Source organism: Micromonospora sp. WMMA2032, assembly GCF_002688545.1.
Taxonomy (GTDB): domain Bacteria; phylum Actinomycetota; class Actinomycetes; order Mycobacteriales; family Micromonosporaceae; genus Micromonospora; species Micromonospora sediminicola.
In genome coordinates this window covers 2,663,624-2,677,133 of record NZ_CP024052.1, presented here as the reverse complement: position 1 = coordinate 2,677,133, position 13,510 = coordinate 2,663,624, and the positions used below count along the sequence as shown (strand labels likewise).

The 13,510-nt window shown below is 73.4% G+C and carries 13 protein-coding genes; 9 read left to right on the top strand and 4 right to left on the bottom strand.

Annotated features, from left to right (window positions below; all coding sequences use genetic code 11):
* The first annotated feature begins 68 nt into the window (after window positions 1–68).
* Both CO540_RS11765 and CO540_RS31140 read left to right on the top strand, forming a co-directional pair.
* Window positions 69–1,004, top strand: coding sequence for a helix-turn-helix domain-containing protein (locus CO540_RS11765; RefSeq protein WP_099162065.1), 936 nt, complete (start codon window positions 69–71; stop codon window positions 1,002–1,004).
* A gap of 115 nt (window positions 1,005–1,119) precedes the next feature.
* Window positions 1,120–1,587 (top strand): GNAT family N-acetyltransferase, encoded by a 468-nt coding sequence (locus CO540_RS31140; RefSeq protein WP_099162064.1) that lies wholly within the window; start codon window positions 1,120–1,122, stop codon window positions 1,585–1,587.
* Between the two features lie 51 nt (window positions 1,588–1,638).
* Here CO540_RS31140 and CO540_RS11755 read toward each other — a convergent pair whose 3' ends face one another.
* A complete protein-coding gene (locus CO540_RS11755; RefSeq protein ID WP_099162063.1) occupies window positions 1,639–3,924 on the bottom strand; it encodes a glycogen debranching N-terminal domain-containing protein in 2,286 nt (761 codons plus the stop codon).
* A gap of 146 nt (window positions 3,925–4,070) precedes the next feature.
* Here CO540_RS11755 and CO540_RS11750 point away from each other — a divergent pair, with 146 nt between their 5' ends.
* The 4 genes from CO540_RS11750 to CO540_RS11735 all read left to right on the top strand — a co-directional run bounded on the left by CO540_RS11750 (window position 4,071) and on the right by CO540_RS11735 (window position 8,418).
* Entirely contained in the window at window positions 4,071–5,060 is a 990-nt protein-coding gene (locus CO540_RS11750) for a LacI family DNA-binding transcriptional regulator (protein WP_099162062.1), read from the top strand.
* Window positions 5,061–5,085: 25 nt separating this feature from the next.
* The gene (locus tag CO540_RS11745) at window positions 5,086–6,333 is read left to right on the top strand and encodes an extracellular solute-binding protein (protein WP_099162061.1); all 1,248 of its coding nucleotides are present in this window, start codon (window positions 5,086–5,088) and stop codon (window positions 6,331–6,333) included.
* An 80-nt stretch (window positions 6,334–6,413) separates the two neighbouring features.
* Window positions 6,414–7,532 (top strand): carbohydrate ABC transporter permease, encoded by a 1,119-nt coding sequence (locus tag CO540_RS11740; protein WP_099162060.1) that lies wholly within the window; start codon window positions 6,414–6,416, stop codon window positions 7,530–7,532.
* Between the two features lies 1 nt (window position 7,533).
* Window positions 7,534–8,418, top strand: a complete 885-nt coding sequence (locus CO540_RS11735) for a carbohydrate ABC transporter permease (RefSeq protein ID WP_091579895.1) — start codon at window positions 7,534–7,536, stop codon at window positions 8,416–8,418.
* Between the two features lie 47 nt (window positions 8,419–8,465).
* Here CO540_RS11735 and CO540_RS11730 read toward each other — a convergent pair whose 3' ends face one another.
* Both CO540_RS11730 and CO540_RS11725 read right to left on the bottom strand, forming a co-directional pair.
* Entirely contained in the window at window positions 8,466–8,846 is a 381-nt protein-coding gene (locus CO540_RS11730; RefSeq protein ID WP_099162059.1) for a VOC family protein, read from the bottom strand.
* Between the two features lie 64 nt (window positions 8,847–8,910).
* A complete protein-coding gene (locus tag CO540_RS11725) occupies window positions 8,911–9,513 on the bottom strand; it encodes a GNAT family N-acetyltransferase (protein WP_099162058.1) in 603 nt (200 codons plus the stop codon).
* 35 nt (window positions 9,514–9,548) lie between these two features.
* Here CO540_RS11725 and CO540_RS11720 point away from each other — a divergent pair, with 35 nt between their 5' ends.
* Window positions 9,549–10,838, top strand: coding sequence for a glycosyltransferase family 87 protein (locus CO540_RS11720; protein WP_099164719.1), 1,290 nt, complete (start codon window positions 9,549–9,551; stop codon window positions 10,836–10,838).
* Here CO540_RS11720 and CO540_RS11715 read toward each other — a convergent pair.
* On the bottom strand, window positions 10,737–11,288 hold the full coding sequence (locus CO540_RS11715) for a GNAT family N-acetyltransferase (protein ID WP_099162057.1): 552 nt from the start codon (window positions 11,286–11,288) through the stop codon (window positions 10,737–10,739). The two genes, CO540_RS11720 and CO540_RS11715, sit on opposite strands and share 102 nt — an antisense overlap.
* A gap of 83 nt (window positions 11,289–11,371) precedes the next feature.
* Between CO540_RS11715 and CO540_RS11710 the strand changes: the two genes are divergently transcribed.
* Both CO540_RS11710 and CO540_RS11705 read left to right on the top strand, forming a co-directional pair.
* The gene (locus CO540_RS11710) at window positions 11,372–12,601 is read left to right on the top strand and encodes a winged helix-turn-helix domain-containing protein (protein ID WP_099162056.1); all 1,230 of its coding nucleotides are present in this window, start codon (window positions 11,372–11,374) and stop codon (window positions 12,599–12,601) included.
* On the top strand, window positions 12,591–13,139 hold the full coding sequence (locus CO540_RS11705) for a DUF2752 domain-containing protein (RefSeq protein ID WP_099164718.1): 549 nt from the start codon (window positions 12,591–12,593) through the stop codon (window positions 13,137–13,139). Before CO540_RS11710 ends, CO540_RS11705 begins: the two co-directional genes overlap by 11 nt.
* Window positions 13,140–13,510 lie beyond the last annotated feature (371 nt).

The following is a 13,510-nucleotide window of genomic DNA, read 5'->3' as shown; positions in this document are numbered from 1 at the left end:
CCCCCCCGGCCCGCGGGTGCGCAACGGCGATCAAGCGGTGCCGCCCGCGGCGGGTGCAGGCTGAGCGCATGAACCGGAACGACGGACTCACCGGCCTCCTGGACGTCCTCCAGGCCGCGCTCGACGATCCGGCGGCGAGCCCGGGCGGCCTGGCCGCCCGGGCCCACCTGTCCCGGTTCCACTTCGACCGGTTGGTCGCCGCGGCCACCGGGGAACCGCCGGGCGCTCTGCGCCGCCGGCTGCTCCTGGAACGTGCGGCGCACCGGCTCACCACCAGCGGCCGGACCGTCCTCGACATCGCCGTCGAGGCCGGGTACGGCTCGCACGAGGCGTTCACCCGCGCCTTCCAGCGGTCCTACGGCCTCGCCCCGACCGCCGTCCGGCGGCGCCCACCGCTGACCTTCCGCGAGCTGGAGCTGCCCTGCCCCAGCGGCGTCCACTTCCAACCGCCCGGCGGCCTGCGGCTGCCGGCGGCACGTCAGGAGACCCCGATGAACGTGCTCCAACACCTGGTCGACCACCACGTCGAGACACTCGGCGCCATCATCGACCGCGCCGGCCGCCTGGACGACCGGGTGCTCGACCGCCCCGTCACCGTGTCCGTGGAGACGATCGACGAGCAGCCGACGCTCCGCTCCCTGATCAACGCGATGGTCACCCAGGAGGAGCACTGGCTCGCGGCGCTGCGCGGCGGCGAGTGGCCCGACGAGAGCGACCGGTCGATGACCGGGCTGGCCGCCCGGCACGCGGTGGCCGGCCGTGACTGGCGGGCCTTCGTGGCCACGACCCTGTCCGCCGGTACGCTGGCGGACACCTTCGTCGACACCACCTGCACGCCCCCGACCACCCACACGCTGGGCGGCACCATCGGCCACGTGATCACTTTCGCCGCGGTCCGTCGCACCCTGGCCATCGGCGCCCTGCACAGCGCCGGCGTCACCGACCTCGGCGCCGGCGACCCGCGACCGTACCTCGACCGCGCCGCACTCGCCCCGACCGACTGACCGTCCCGACCCGGGGCCGGTGGGTCGACCGCCGCCGGTCCACTGGCCGCCGGTCGGGGCGCGATATCGGCGAAACCGATGGCCGGCGGGTGGGACCGACCCTAGGCTGACCGCCATGATCGACTCTGGAGAGCACGACCGGCTCGGCCGCCGGGTGACCCTGCGGCCGGTGGACGACGACAACTGGCGGGCGGTGGCGGACGTGGCGCCCCGTGACGACCAGCGCACCTTCGTCGCGGCGTTGGCCGCCCGCTACCTGCTGCTCACCATGCACTCGGACGTGTGGAACTCGCTCGCCGTGTGTGCCGACGACGTCGTGGTGGGACACGTCATGTGGGGCGTGGACGATGACGGCTCACGGTGGATCGGCGGCATGGTGATCGACGCCGCCGAGCAGGGCCGGGGGCTGGGCCGCGCCACGGTGCGGACGCTCACGGCCTGGTTGGCCGAGGCCGGCCAGCCGATCCGCCTCAGTTACCACCCGGACAACGCCCCCGCCGCCGCCCTCTACACCTCCCTGGGCTTCCACCCCACCGGCGACATGGAGGACGACGAACTGGTGGCCGAACTCCCCACCCCCTGACCTCCCCCACCCCACCCCACCCCACACCGCCCGTCGCCCTCCCGCCGGTGATCAAGGAGTTCGCGTCAGAACCCGCCAGCCCGCCCGACGCAAACCCCTTGATCGCCGCCCCTCCCCGCCGGACGGGCCGGCGGGCCGGGCGGGCATGAAGTTGGCGGCGGTGGGGAGATCGAAACTGCCGCCAACTTCATGATCAACGAGGTGGGGCGGGGCCCGGCGCGGCGAGGCTGCTGGGAGGTCAGGGGCGGGGGAGAGGGGCTTCGGAGGGGGACCGGGGGTGGGGATGTGCAGGGTGGCGGGGAGGTCGGTCAGGGTGGGGTGGCCGGTGTGGTCGACCGAGACCGTGACCGGGGAGCCGGCGATCCGCAGGCCGGCCGCGCTCAGCGCGCCCAGCTCGGGGCCGGCCAACGGGCGCAGGTCGACGCGGCCGTTCGGCACGTCCGGGTAGACGCCCAGGCCGGCCTGGAGCAGCAGCACGGCCGCCGCCGCCGACCAGGCCTGCGGACGGCAGGCCGCCGGGTACGGCACGGGTCGACCGAGGGCCGACCGGTCGTCCCCGCCGTACAGCTCGGGGAGGCGGTAGTCGAACGCCTCGGCGGCGGCGAGCAGACCGTCGGCGAGCCGCAGCGCGGCCGCGCGGTGCCCGGCGCGGGCCAGCCCGGCGAGCACGATCGCGGTGTCGTGGGCCCAGATCGACCCGCAGTGGTAGGACAGCGGGCTGAACCCGGCGTCGTCGGTGGACATGGTGCGCAGGCCGAAGCCGCCGGCCAGCGCCTCGGTGGAGAGCAGCGCCGCGACCTGTGCCGACTCGGCGTCCGACAGCAGGCCGGTGCCGAGCAGGTGGCCGATGTTGCTGGTCAGTGAGTCCACCGGGCGCTTGTCCCGGTCCAGCGCCAGCGCCGGCTGGGGGCCGTGGCGGCCGTCCACCCAGAACGCGGCGCGGAACCGCTCGGCGAGCCGGTCGGCGTAGCCGCGCCAGCGGTCCGCGCCCGGGCGGCCGAACGCGTCCAGCAGGTCGGCGCCGTTCGTCGCGGCCTGGTGCGCGTACCCCTGCACCTCGGCCAGCACGATCGGCGGCGCGGCCAGCCGGGCGTCCCGGAAGCGCACCGCGTCGCCGGAGTCCTTCCAGCCCTGGTTGGCCAGGCCGTGGCCGGTGGTGTCGATGTACTCGACGAAGCCGTCGCCGTCGGCGTCGGCGTGCTCGTCGAGCCAGCGCAGCGCCGCCTCCAGATGCGGCAGCAGCGGCTCGACCTGGTCGGCGGGCAGGCCCCAGCGCCAGGCGTCGTGCAGCAGCCCGACCCAGAGCATGGTCGCGTCGACGGTGCCGTAGTAGGCGGGAGGCAGCCGCATCCCGTTGTCGAAGGACAGCTCGTGGCGGCGCAGCTCGTGCAGGATCTTGCCGGGCTGCTCGCCGGTGGCCGGGTCGACCCGGGTGCCCTGCCGTCGGGCCAGCACCCGCAGCGTGCCGGCGGCCAGGTCGGTGCCGAGCGGCAGCATCATCCGGGCGGCCCAGAGGCTGTCCCGGCCGAACAGGGTGAGGAACCAGGGCACGCCGGCGCCGAGGAAGACGTCCTCCGGGTGCGCCGGCTCGGCCAGCCGCAGCCCGCGCAGGTCGGCCAGGGACCGGTCGAGCAGCCGCAGCAGGCGGCGGTCGTCGGCGTCGACCCGTGGCTCGGCCCAGCTCGCGGCGGCCGGCGCGGCGCTCACCACGGCCCGTGGGTCGGCGACGTCGAGCCGCCAGCGCAGCGTGACCGAGGCGCCCGGGTCGACGGTGACCGGCCAGCTCAGGCGCGGCGCGACGGCGTGTTCGCCGGCGGCGTCCACGGTGGCGTCCGCGCCGGTCACGGTCACGGTGAGGCCGTCGGCGGCCCACTGCACCCGGCCCGGCTCCCCGGCCTTGGCCTCCAGCGGCCGGCCGGCGTGGCCGGCCTTGACCTGCTCGACCGGGGCGAGGTCGCAGGCCAGGTCGACGGTGACCGTGGTGCGCACCGGCTCGGCGGCGGTGGACGTCACGACGATCTCCTCGGTCAGACCGCGCGCGCCGGCCTGCCGGATGCGGTCGACCCGGACGGTGGGGTCGGGGGTGGGGTCGCCGAGCCAGCGGGCCAGGCCGACGAAGCGGGCGCCGTGCGGGCCGACCGCACCGCCGCCGATCGACTCCGGCTCGCGGTCGTCGAGGCGCAGCTCGGCGCGGGAGAGCACCCGGGCGTCGGCGTGGAAGACGCCCTGGACGCCGTGCGGCCGGAGCTGACCGGCCGCGTCGCCGAGCGCGCTCGTGGGGGCGTGCACCACGCCGACCAGGTCGTGCAGCAGCGGTTGGAGGTGGCGTTCGGTCACGAGGGGACTCCTGGTGCTGATCGGTGGCGACGGACGTCTTGACAGATGACCGCGGCCGGTGCAAAGTGCGAAACATTCCAGAAACTTTGAACGTTCTAATCCTGCCCCATCGGGATTGGATCGTTCAAGGCGGTGAGAGGGATTTCGTGGGAGAAAAGGTAACCATCGCGACGGTGGCCCGGCACGCCCAGGTCAGCCGGCAGACCGTCTCCAACGTGCTCAACGCGCCGCACATCGTCCGCGAGGACACCCGGCAGCGGGTGCGGGAGGCGATCGCGGCGCTCGGCTACCGGGCCAACCAGGCCGCCCGGCAGATGCGGACCGGCCGGTCCCGGCTCATCGCCGTCCGCATCGAACCCACCCGGGACGGCATCAACGGCTCGGTGCTCGACCGCTTCCTGCACGGCCTCACCGAGACCGCCGACGCCGGCGGCTACCGGGTCCTGCTCTACACCGCCCGCGACGACGACCAGGAGATCGCCACCTACGACGCCCTGCTCGGCGCGTACGACCTGGACGCGTTCGTGCTCACCGGCACCAAGCACGGCGACCCGCGTACCGCGTGGCTGGCCGAGCGCGAGGTGCCGTTCGTGACCTTCGGCCGGCCCTGGGACGCACCGGACGCCCACCCCTGGGTCGACGTGGACGGCGCCGCCGGCACCGCTCAGGCCACCCGACACCTGCTCACCGCCGGCCACCGCCGGATCGCCTTCCTCGGCTGGCCCGCCGGCTCGGGGGTCGGCGACGACCGGCGCGCCGGCTGGCGTACCACCATGGCGGAGGTCGGCCTGGACGGCGCCGCGGTGGACCGCGCCACCGAGGACGGCATCGCCGAGGGGGCGCGCGAATTGCGCGCGTTGCTCGCCCTCGACGCGCCGCCGACCGCGGTGGTCTGCGCCAGCGACTCGCTGGCGCTCGGCGCGTGGCAGGCCGCGCGCGAGACGGCGACCGACGTCGCCGTCGTCGGTTTCGACGACACCCCGGTGGCCGCCGCGGTCGGGCTGAGCAGCGTCAGCCAACCGCTCGGTGAGGCCGCCGCCCGCTGCGTCGAGCTGCTCACCGGGCTGCTCGACGGGCAGCAGCGCGACCCCCAGCTGCTGCTGAGTCCCTCGCTGGTGCTCCGGCACACGGCGTGATCCCATCCCCCACCAGGAGAATCAGATGACACCTCGCACGTTCACCCGGGCCGCGCTGGCGGGCGTCGCCGCCGTCGCGCTGCTCGGCTCCGCCGCCTGCGGCAGCGGCTTCGACGACTCGGCCGGAGACACCAAGCAGTCCAGCGGCCCGGCCAGCCTGCAGATCCTGATCGGCTCCTCCGGTGACGCCGAGACCAAGGCCGTGCAGGAGGCCGCCGCGAAGTGGGCCGGCTCCTCCGGCAACACCGCCACCGTCACCCCCGCCCAGGACCTCACCCAGCAGCTCGGCCAGGCGCTCGCCGGTGGCACCCCGCCGGACGTCTTCTACGTCGACGCCACCCGGTTCGCCGACTTCGCCAGCGTCGGGGCGCTGGAGCCGTACGGCGACAAGGTGAGCAACACCGACGACTTCTACGAGAGCCTGCGCACCGCGTTCACCTACGACGGCAAGCTCTACTGCGCGCCGAAGGACTTCTCCACGCTGGCGCTCCAGATCAACACCGACCTGTGGACCAAGGCCGGGCTGACCGACGCGGACGTGCCGACCACCTGGGACCAGCTCACCGCCGTCAGCCAGAAGATCAAGGCGAAGGGCCAGGTGGCGCTCGCGCTCGGCGACACCCGGGACCGCATCGGCGCGTTCCTGGTGCAGAACGGCGGCTGGTTGATGAGCGCCGACGGCAAGCAGCCGACCGCCGACACCCCGGAGAACCTCCAGGCCCTCCAGTACGTCAAGTCGCTGCTCGCCAACGGCTACGCGAAGTTCCCCAAGCAGCTCGACTCCGGTTGGTCCGGTGAGGCGTTCGGCAAGGGCAAGGCCGTGATGACCATCGAGGGCAACTGGATCAAGGGCGCCCTGCAGAACGACTTCCCGAACGTGAAGTACAAGGTCGTCCCGCTGCCGGCCGGTCCCAAGGGCCAGGGCACGCTCTCCTTCACCCAGTGCTGGGGCATCGCCGCCAAGTCCAAGTACAAGGAGCAGGCGATCAAGTTCGTCGAGGCGATGACCGCCGGCGACCAGCAGATGGCGTTCGCCAAGGCGTTCGGCGTGATGCCGTCCCGCCAGTCCGTGAGCGGCCAGTACACCAGCGCCTTCCCGGCCGACAAGCCGTTCATCGACGGCGTCGCGTACGCCCAGGGCCCGGTGAACGCGCCGAAGATGGACAGCGTGCTGCGTGACCTGGAGGCCGGCCTGCAGGGCCTGGCCACCGGCGACCCGAAGACCATCCTGGCCAACTTCGACAAGAACGCCAAGGCGGCGCTCGGCGGCTGAGGTGTAAGGAGGGGCCCTTGTTAACAGACGGGTGTTAAGAGGGGGCCCTTCCTTTCACCTCCCCCGAGAAGGGAGAGGGAGTGGCAACGGACACGCTCGCCGCGCCGGGCACCGCCTCGGCCGGCCCGCCGCGCCGCCGCCGCGGCGGTATCCGCGGCAACGAGAACCTCGCCGGCTGGCTCTTCGTCGCGCCGGTGATCGTGATCCTCGGGCTCTTCCTGCTGCTGCCGATCCTGATGGCGCTCTGGGTGAGCCTCACCGACTGGAACGGCCAGGGCAGCCCGTTCACCGGCGACGTGCCGTTCGTCGGCGGCGACAACTACTCGCGGCTGTTCACCGAGGACGGGCTCGCCCGCCGCGACTTCATGACCGCCATCCGCAACAACATCTACTACGTCGGGATCGTCGTGCCGGTGCAGACCGTGCTCGCCCTCGGTCTCGCCCTGGTGGTGAACAACCGGCTGCTCAAGGGGAAGGGCTTCTTCCGCAGCGCCTTCTACTTCCCGTCGGTCACCAGCTCGGTGGCGATCAGCGTGGTGTTCCTCTTCCTGTTCGCCAACTCCGGCGCGGTCAACCGGCTGCTCGGCCTGCTCGGCATCGACGGCCCCGAGTGGTTCGCCGACGGTCGGGGCGTGCTGCACCTTCTGTTCGGCGCGTTCGGGATGAACGAGCCGCCGGCCGCGCTCACCTCCGGCGGCCCGCTCGGGCTGACCTGGTGGGACTGGCTCTCCGGGCCGAGCGTGGCCATGACGTCGATCATCTGCCTGGTCATCTGGACCACCTCGGGCACGTTCATGCTGATGTACCTGGCCGCCCTGCAGAACGTGCCGGTGGCGCTGGACGAGGCCAGCACGCTCGACGGCGCCAGCCGCTGGCAGCGCTTCCGCTACGTCACCCTGCCGCTGATCAAGCCCACCACGTTCCTCGTGGTCACCCTGGGACTGATCGGCTCCTGGCAGGTCTTCGACCAGGTGTACGTGATGAGCCAGGGCGACCCGGCCAAGACCACGCTCACCCCGGCGTACCTGTCGTACCGGACCGCGTTCCGGGACTTCGACTACGGCTCCGGCGCGGCCATCTCGTTCGTGCTGTTCCTGATCATCATCCTGCTCACCCTGTTCCAGCGCCGGCTGATGGCCGACCGGGACGGTCCCCGGCGCGGCCGGTGGTGGCGTCGACGCGTACCGGAGGGGTCCTGACATGGCCGTGCTGACCGACCGGCCGGCGCCCGTCGCCCGCCGCGGCGACCGCGGGACGCGCGCCCGGGTCAACCGCGTCCTCGGGTACGCGGTCCTGATCTTCTTCGGGCTGGTCTTCCTCTACCCGTTCGTGATCCAGCTCGGCAACTCGCTCAAGACCGAGCCGGACGCGGCGGCCAACCCGCTGTCGCCGTTCCCCGACCCGCTCACGCTGGCCGGCTTCGAGCGGATCTTCTCCGGCACCAACTTCCCGCTCTGGCTCGGCAACTCGCTGCTGGTCACCGTGCTGGTCACGCTCGGCCGGGTGTTCTTCGACTCGCTCGCCGGCTACGCGCTGGCCCGGCTGCGGTTCCGGGGCCGGGCCGGGCTGTTCGCCGCCGTCATCGCGGTGATGGCGGTGCCGGGCGTGGTGCTGCTGATCCCGAAGTTCCTGGTGCTCAAGCAGATCGGCCTCTACGACAGTTACGCCGGCCTGATCGTGCCGCTGCTCGCCGACGCGGCGGGCGTGTTCATCATGAAGCAGTTCTTCGAGTCGATCCCGGTCAGCGTCGAGGAGGCGGCCCGGATCGACGGCGCCGGGGTCTTCCGCACGTTCTGGTCGGTGGTGCTGCCGATGGCCCGGCCGGCGCTGATCACGCTGACCATCCTGTCGTTCCAGGGCTCCTGGAACGAGTTCCCGCACAGCCTCGTGTCGGTCCAGGACCCGGACCTGTTCACGCTGCCGCGCGGGCTGGCCGACCTGGTCAGCGGCTCGCTCGGCAAGGGCACCCAGTATCCGCTGAAGCTCGGCGCGGCGCTGCTGGCCACCATCCCGGTGGCGGTGCTCTTCGTCATCTTCCAGCGCTACTTCGTGCGCGGCGCCAACGAGGGCGCGGACAAGGGCTGATCCGCGCTGGCGGTCCCGCCCCGTGCCGGGACCGCCAGCGCGCCGGCTCAGCTCGCCTCGATGACCGACATGACGTTGCCGGCCGGATCGGTGAACCAGGCGATGGTGGGCCCGTTGCCGCGCATGATCCCCTTGTCGTCCTGCGGCATGCCGTCGTACCGCTCCAGCCGTACGCCACGCGCGACCAGCTCGTCGACCGCCCGGTCGACGTCGGCGACGGGGAAGTTGAGCACGGTGTAGCTGGCCGGACGGTGGTCGGGCTTCGGGTAGACGAGCACCGGCCGGTCGCCGGCCAGATGCAGCGTCAGGATCCCGCCCATGTCGTCGTCCCGGGAGACCCGCAGCCCCAGCACGTCGGCGTAGAAGCGCTGCGCCCGGTCCGGGTCGTCCACCGAGAACCCGCTGAACGCCTTCGTGTCGCCGAACATGATCCGCTCCTCACTCTGGCCTGTGTCGTGCCTACCAGGGTCGGACCGGTGCCGGGGCGGAAACTCATCGGTCGGCGGGAGAACCCTCCGGGTCCGTCGCCGCCTCGTCGGGAACGGCCACGTGCAGCCGGAGCTGGGGGACCAGCATGTCGTCCACGTCCAGCGCCCGGGTCGCGCCGTCCGGCTCCCAGCCGGTCGAGCCGAGGAACGCCCGGGTCGCCGCGTCGGCGTCGAACGCCCAGGCCACCGCGCGGGTGAAGCCGTCGGTACGCCAGTGCTCGACGGCGGCGGCGAGCAGCCGGCTGCCGTGCCCCCGCCGGCCCCAGCGGGGCTCGACCAGCAGGTCGGTCACCGCCACCACGCCCGAGGCGAGGGCGTCGGCCGGCTCGCCCGGGGCGAGCGCCTCGGCGTCGGCCGGACCGGAGGCGGCGAACCCCACCAGATAGGATTGCGCGGCCTGTTCGACGGCGACCAGCACCCGGTGCGCGCCCGAGGGCGGCTCCTGCACCGCCGCGCTCCACCGCCGGGCCAGGTACGCCTCGTCCAGGTTGTCGAGCACGTGCCGGGGCAGGATCCGGCGGTACGCGACCCGCCAGGTCGCGAGCTGGATGCGTGCGATCTCGGCGACGTCCTCGGGACGCGCGGGGCGGACGTAGCCTGCAGCCATGGCACGTGAGCCTACGCAGGGCGAGGAGGGTGACGGTGGCGCAGGGTGCCGGGCGGACGATCGCGCAGGTCGTCGCCGTGGCGGCGCTCGCCGCGGCGGTCACCGTGTTCCTCTCCGTGGCGGCGGTGCGGCACGGCTTCTTCGACCTCAACGTCTACTACGGGGCGTTGACCTTCTGGGTGCACGACGGCGGGGAGATCTACGACTTCCTCAAGGCCGGCACCCAGTACGGCTTCACCTACCCGCCGTTCGCCGCGCTGGTCATGCTGCCCATGGCGTACCTGCCGTGGAACGCCGCGATCGTGGTGAGCGTGACCGCGACGGTGCTGGTCAGCGCCGTGGTCATCTGGTGGCTGCTGGACCCGGTGGCCCGCCGGTCCGGCTGGACCCGCTGGTTCACCCTCGCGGTGGCGCTCTGCCTGGCCGCCGCGTACGAGCCGATGCGCGAGACGGTCAACTTCGGCCAGGTCAACATGCTGCTGCTCTTCCTGGTGGCGGTGGACCTGCTCCGGCTGCTGCCGGCGCGCAACCGCTGGGCCGGCGTGGGCATCGGACTGGCCACCGCGATCAAGCTGACGCCGGGCATCTTCATCGTCTACCTGCTGGTCACCGGCCGCTGGCGGGCCGCCGCGACCGCGGTGGGCACCGCCGCCGTGGCCACGGTGGTGGCGGCCGGTCTGTTCCCGGACGCCTCCCGGGAGTTCTGGACCGAGGCGCTGTGGAACACCGACCGGGTCGGTGAGTTGGCCTTCGTCTCCAACCAGTCGCTGCGTGGGGTGGTCGCCCGGCTGGACCCGCAGCACCCGAGCACGATCGCCTGGCTGCTGCTCGTACTCGTGACGCTGGTGATCTGGGGTTGGCGGTGCCGGCGGGCGGTGGCCGCCGGCGACGAGGCCACCGGCCTGGCCCTGACCGGCGCGGTGATGTGCCTGGTCAGCCCGGTGACCTGGGTGCACCACCTGGTCTGGCTGCTGCCGGGGCTGATCCTGCTGGTCGACAACGGCATGGCGGCGCGCGGCCGGCGCCGCCGTCTGCTGCTGGCCGCCGCGCTGGTCGGGTACGCGCTGCTGTGCAGCCGGATCGTCTGGTCCTGGGAGAAGGACTTCACCGGGGTGGACGGCTTCCTGGGCAGCAACACGTACGTCTGGATCAGCCTGGCGCTGCTGCTCGGCCTGCCGATCCGGCGTCGGGCGACGCCGGTGCGTTCCGACGGGCCGGCGGGGTCAGTCGTCGAGCCGGGCGGTGTAGCGCAGCTCGCGGAGCAGGACCGGGGTGCGTCCGCCGGCCAGCGGCACCGGATAGGCGGACTCCTCGCCGTCCGGTGAGTGCCCGGCCCGCTCGTAGAAGCGGCGGGCCCGCGCGTTGTCGGCGAGCACCCAGAGCCGGTAGCCGGTCCAGCCCCGCTCGGCCAGGCCGGCGCGTGCCGCCGTGAGCAGCGTCCGACCGACGCCCGAACCCCAGTACGCCGGCTCCAGGTAGATCGCCAGCAGCTCGCCGTGCGCCGGATCCAGGTCGCCGCGGTCCTGGTTGTTCCGGTACGGCCCGAACGTGGTGAACCCGGCGACCAGGCCGTCGTCCTCGGCGACCAGCGTGGTGAACGGGTGGTCCGGGTCGGCGGTGCCGAGGTCGCGACGCCGCTGCGCCCAGGCGCGCGGGTTGAGCCGGTTCAGCACCTCGTCGGGCATGATCCCGGCGTAGCCGGTCTGCCAGCCGTGGATGTGCACCCGGGCGATCGCCTCGGCGTCGTCCGGCTCCTCCCGGCGGATGGTGAGCACCTGTCCGTTCTATGCCCCGACGGGCGAACAGTCCAGCCGCCGCTCCCGGGTGATGTCGGAGGGCTGGATTAGGGTCGCCGACGATGGCCGTACCGGAATCGCTCTCCCTCGCCCAGGCCCGGCGGATCGCCCTGGCCGCCCAGGGCTTCGCCGACCCGGCGCCCGCCGGCGTGCCCACCCGACGACACCTGCGCCGGGTGCTCGACCGGGTCGGGCTGATCCAGATGGACTCGGTCAACGTGCTGCAACGCGCGCACTACCTGCCGCTCTACAGCCGCCTCGGGCCCTACCCGACCGCCCTGCTCGACACCGCGGCCTACCGCCGTCCGCGGGAGCTGTTCGAATACTGGGCGCACGAGGCGTCGCTGGTCCCGGTGCGGCTGCACCCGGCGCTGCGCTGGCGGATGGCCAAGGCGCGCGACGAGGCCTGGGGCGGCATGCGCCGGATCGCCGAGGAGCAGCCCGAGCTGGTGGCGTGGGTGCGCGACGAGGTGGCCGCCCGAGGGCCGCTCACCGCCGCCGAGATCGAGCACGACGCGCCGCGTGAGACCGGCAACTGGGGCTGGAACTGGTCCGCCGTGAAACGGGCGTTGGAGTTTCTCTTCTGGGCCGGCGAGGTCACCGCGGCCGACCGCACCAACTCCTTCGCCCGCCGCTACGACCTGCCCGAGCGGGTGCTGCCGGCCGCCGTGCTGGACGCGCCCACCCCCACCGACGCCGACGCGCACCGCACCCTGGTGTCGATCGCGGCCCGGTCGCTCGGCGTCGCCGCCGAGCCGGAGCTGCGCGACTACTTCCGGCTGCCGGTCGCCGGGGCCCGGCGCGCGGTCGCCGAGCTGGTCGAGGCGGGCGAGCTGACCCCGGTCACGGTCCAGGGCTGGCGGCATCCGGCCTACCTGCACGCCGACGCCCGGCTGCCCCGCTGGGTGCGGGGCAACACGCTGGTCAGCCCGTTCGACCCGTTGGTCTGGGAGCGGGGCCGCACCGAGCGGCTGTTCGGCTTCACCTACCGGATCGAGATCTACGTGCCGGCGCCGCAGCGGGTCCACGGCTACTACGTGCTGCCGTTCCGCCAGGGTGAGCGCTTCACCGCACGGGTCGACCTCAAGGCCGACCGGAAGGCCGGCGCGCTGCTGGTGCCGGCCGCCTGGGTGGAGCCGGGCGCCGACCCGGGGGAGACGGCGGTGGCGCTCGCCGCCGAGCTCTACCGGCTCGCCGGCTGGCTCGGCCTGGACGCGGTCGCCCCGCCGGCCGCCGGTGACCTGGCCGCGCCGCTCGCCGCCGCGTTGGTGGGCGTGGCGGGTGTACGGTGAGCGCGTGACGAGCGTTGACCGGCCTGCCACCGTTCCCGACCCGCACCCGGAGACGCACCCGCACCCGCACCACCCCTATCCGCCGGTCGAGCCCGACCGGTTCACCCGGATGGTGCTGCGCCTGCACGCCCGCGCCCCGCGCTGGGCGGTGCCGCTGGCGGCGCTGGGCTGCGTCGGCCTCGGCATGGCATACGCGCTGATCAGCGACCCGACCCAGAGCGACCCGGACGCCCGGCCGACCTGCCTGCTCAAGCTCACCACCGGGCTGGACTGCCCGGGGTGCGGCGGCACCCGCGCCCTCTGGTACGTGCTGCACGGCGACCTGCCGGCCGCCGCCCGGCACCACTTCCTCTTCGTCTTCGCGCTGCCGTTCCTGGCCTGGCTCTTCGCCGCCTGGGCCGGCAACCGGGCGTTCGGGTGGCGGCTGCCCGAGCCGCGGTTCAGCCCCAAGGTGATCGGTGGTTTCCTGGCCGCCTGGGCGGTCTTCTCGGTGGTCCGCAACCTGCCGTGGGCACCGTTCCCCTCGCTCTACGTCTGACCGCTGCACCACGGGTGCGGAGGTGGCGGGCGCCGCCCGTTCTGCCCACGACCCGCTCCCGGACGCCTTGGGAGTTGAGTCGTTCCTGCCACCGTGCGCCCCGCTCCGCTAGGCCCACCGGCCCTGGCCCGGCACTTGCACCGGCTCCGGTACCGGCACTTGCACCGGCGTCCGCGCCGGCCGGCGCTCGTGACCGAATTCCTCCCGCCACCCGGGAAGGTCGTTCCACCCGTCGGGAACCCCGAAGATCTTGGTACGAAACGGCCCTCCCAGGGGCCTTTTCGTACCAAGATCTCGGAGCCGGAGCCGGAGCCGGAGCCGGAGCCGGAGCCGGAGCCGGAGCCGGAGCCGGAGCCGGAGCCGGAGCCGGA

Excerpts from the sequence above, each read along its gene's own strand:
- CO540_RS11765 (WP_099162065.1), top strand. The coding sequence starts at position 69 with ATGAACCGGAACGACGGACTCACCGGCCTCCTGGACGTCCTCCAGGCC.
- CO540_RS31140 (WP_099162064.1), top strand. The coding sequence starts at position 1,120 with ATGATCGACTCTGGAGAGCACGACCGGCTCGGCCGCCGGGTGACCCTG.
- CO540_RS11710 (WP_099162056.1), top strand. The coding sequence starts at position 11,372 with ATGGCCGTACCGGAATCGCTCTCCCTCGCCCAGGCCCGGCGGATCGCC.
- CO540_RS11730 (WP_099162059.1), bottom strand. The coding sequence starts at position 8,846 with ATGTTCGGCGACACGAAGGCGTTCAGCGGGTTCTCGGTGGACGACCCG.
- CO540_RS11725 (WP_099162058.1), bottom strand. The coding sequence starts at position 9,513 with ATGGCTGCAGGCTACGTCCGCCCCGCGCGTCCCGAGGACGTCGCCGAG.
- CO540_RS11735 (WP_091579895.1), top strand. The coding sequence starts at position 7,534 with ATGGCCGTGCTGACCGACCGGCCGGCGCCCGTCGCCCGCCGCGGCGAC.
- CO540_RS11745 (WP_099162061.1), top strand. The coding sequence starts at position 5,086 with ATGACACCTCGCACGTTCACCCGGGCCGCGCTGGCGGGCGTCGCCGCC.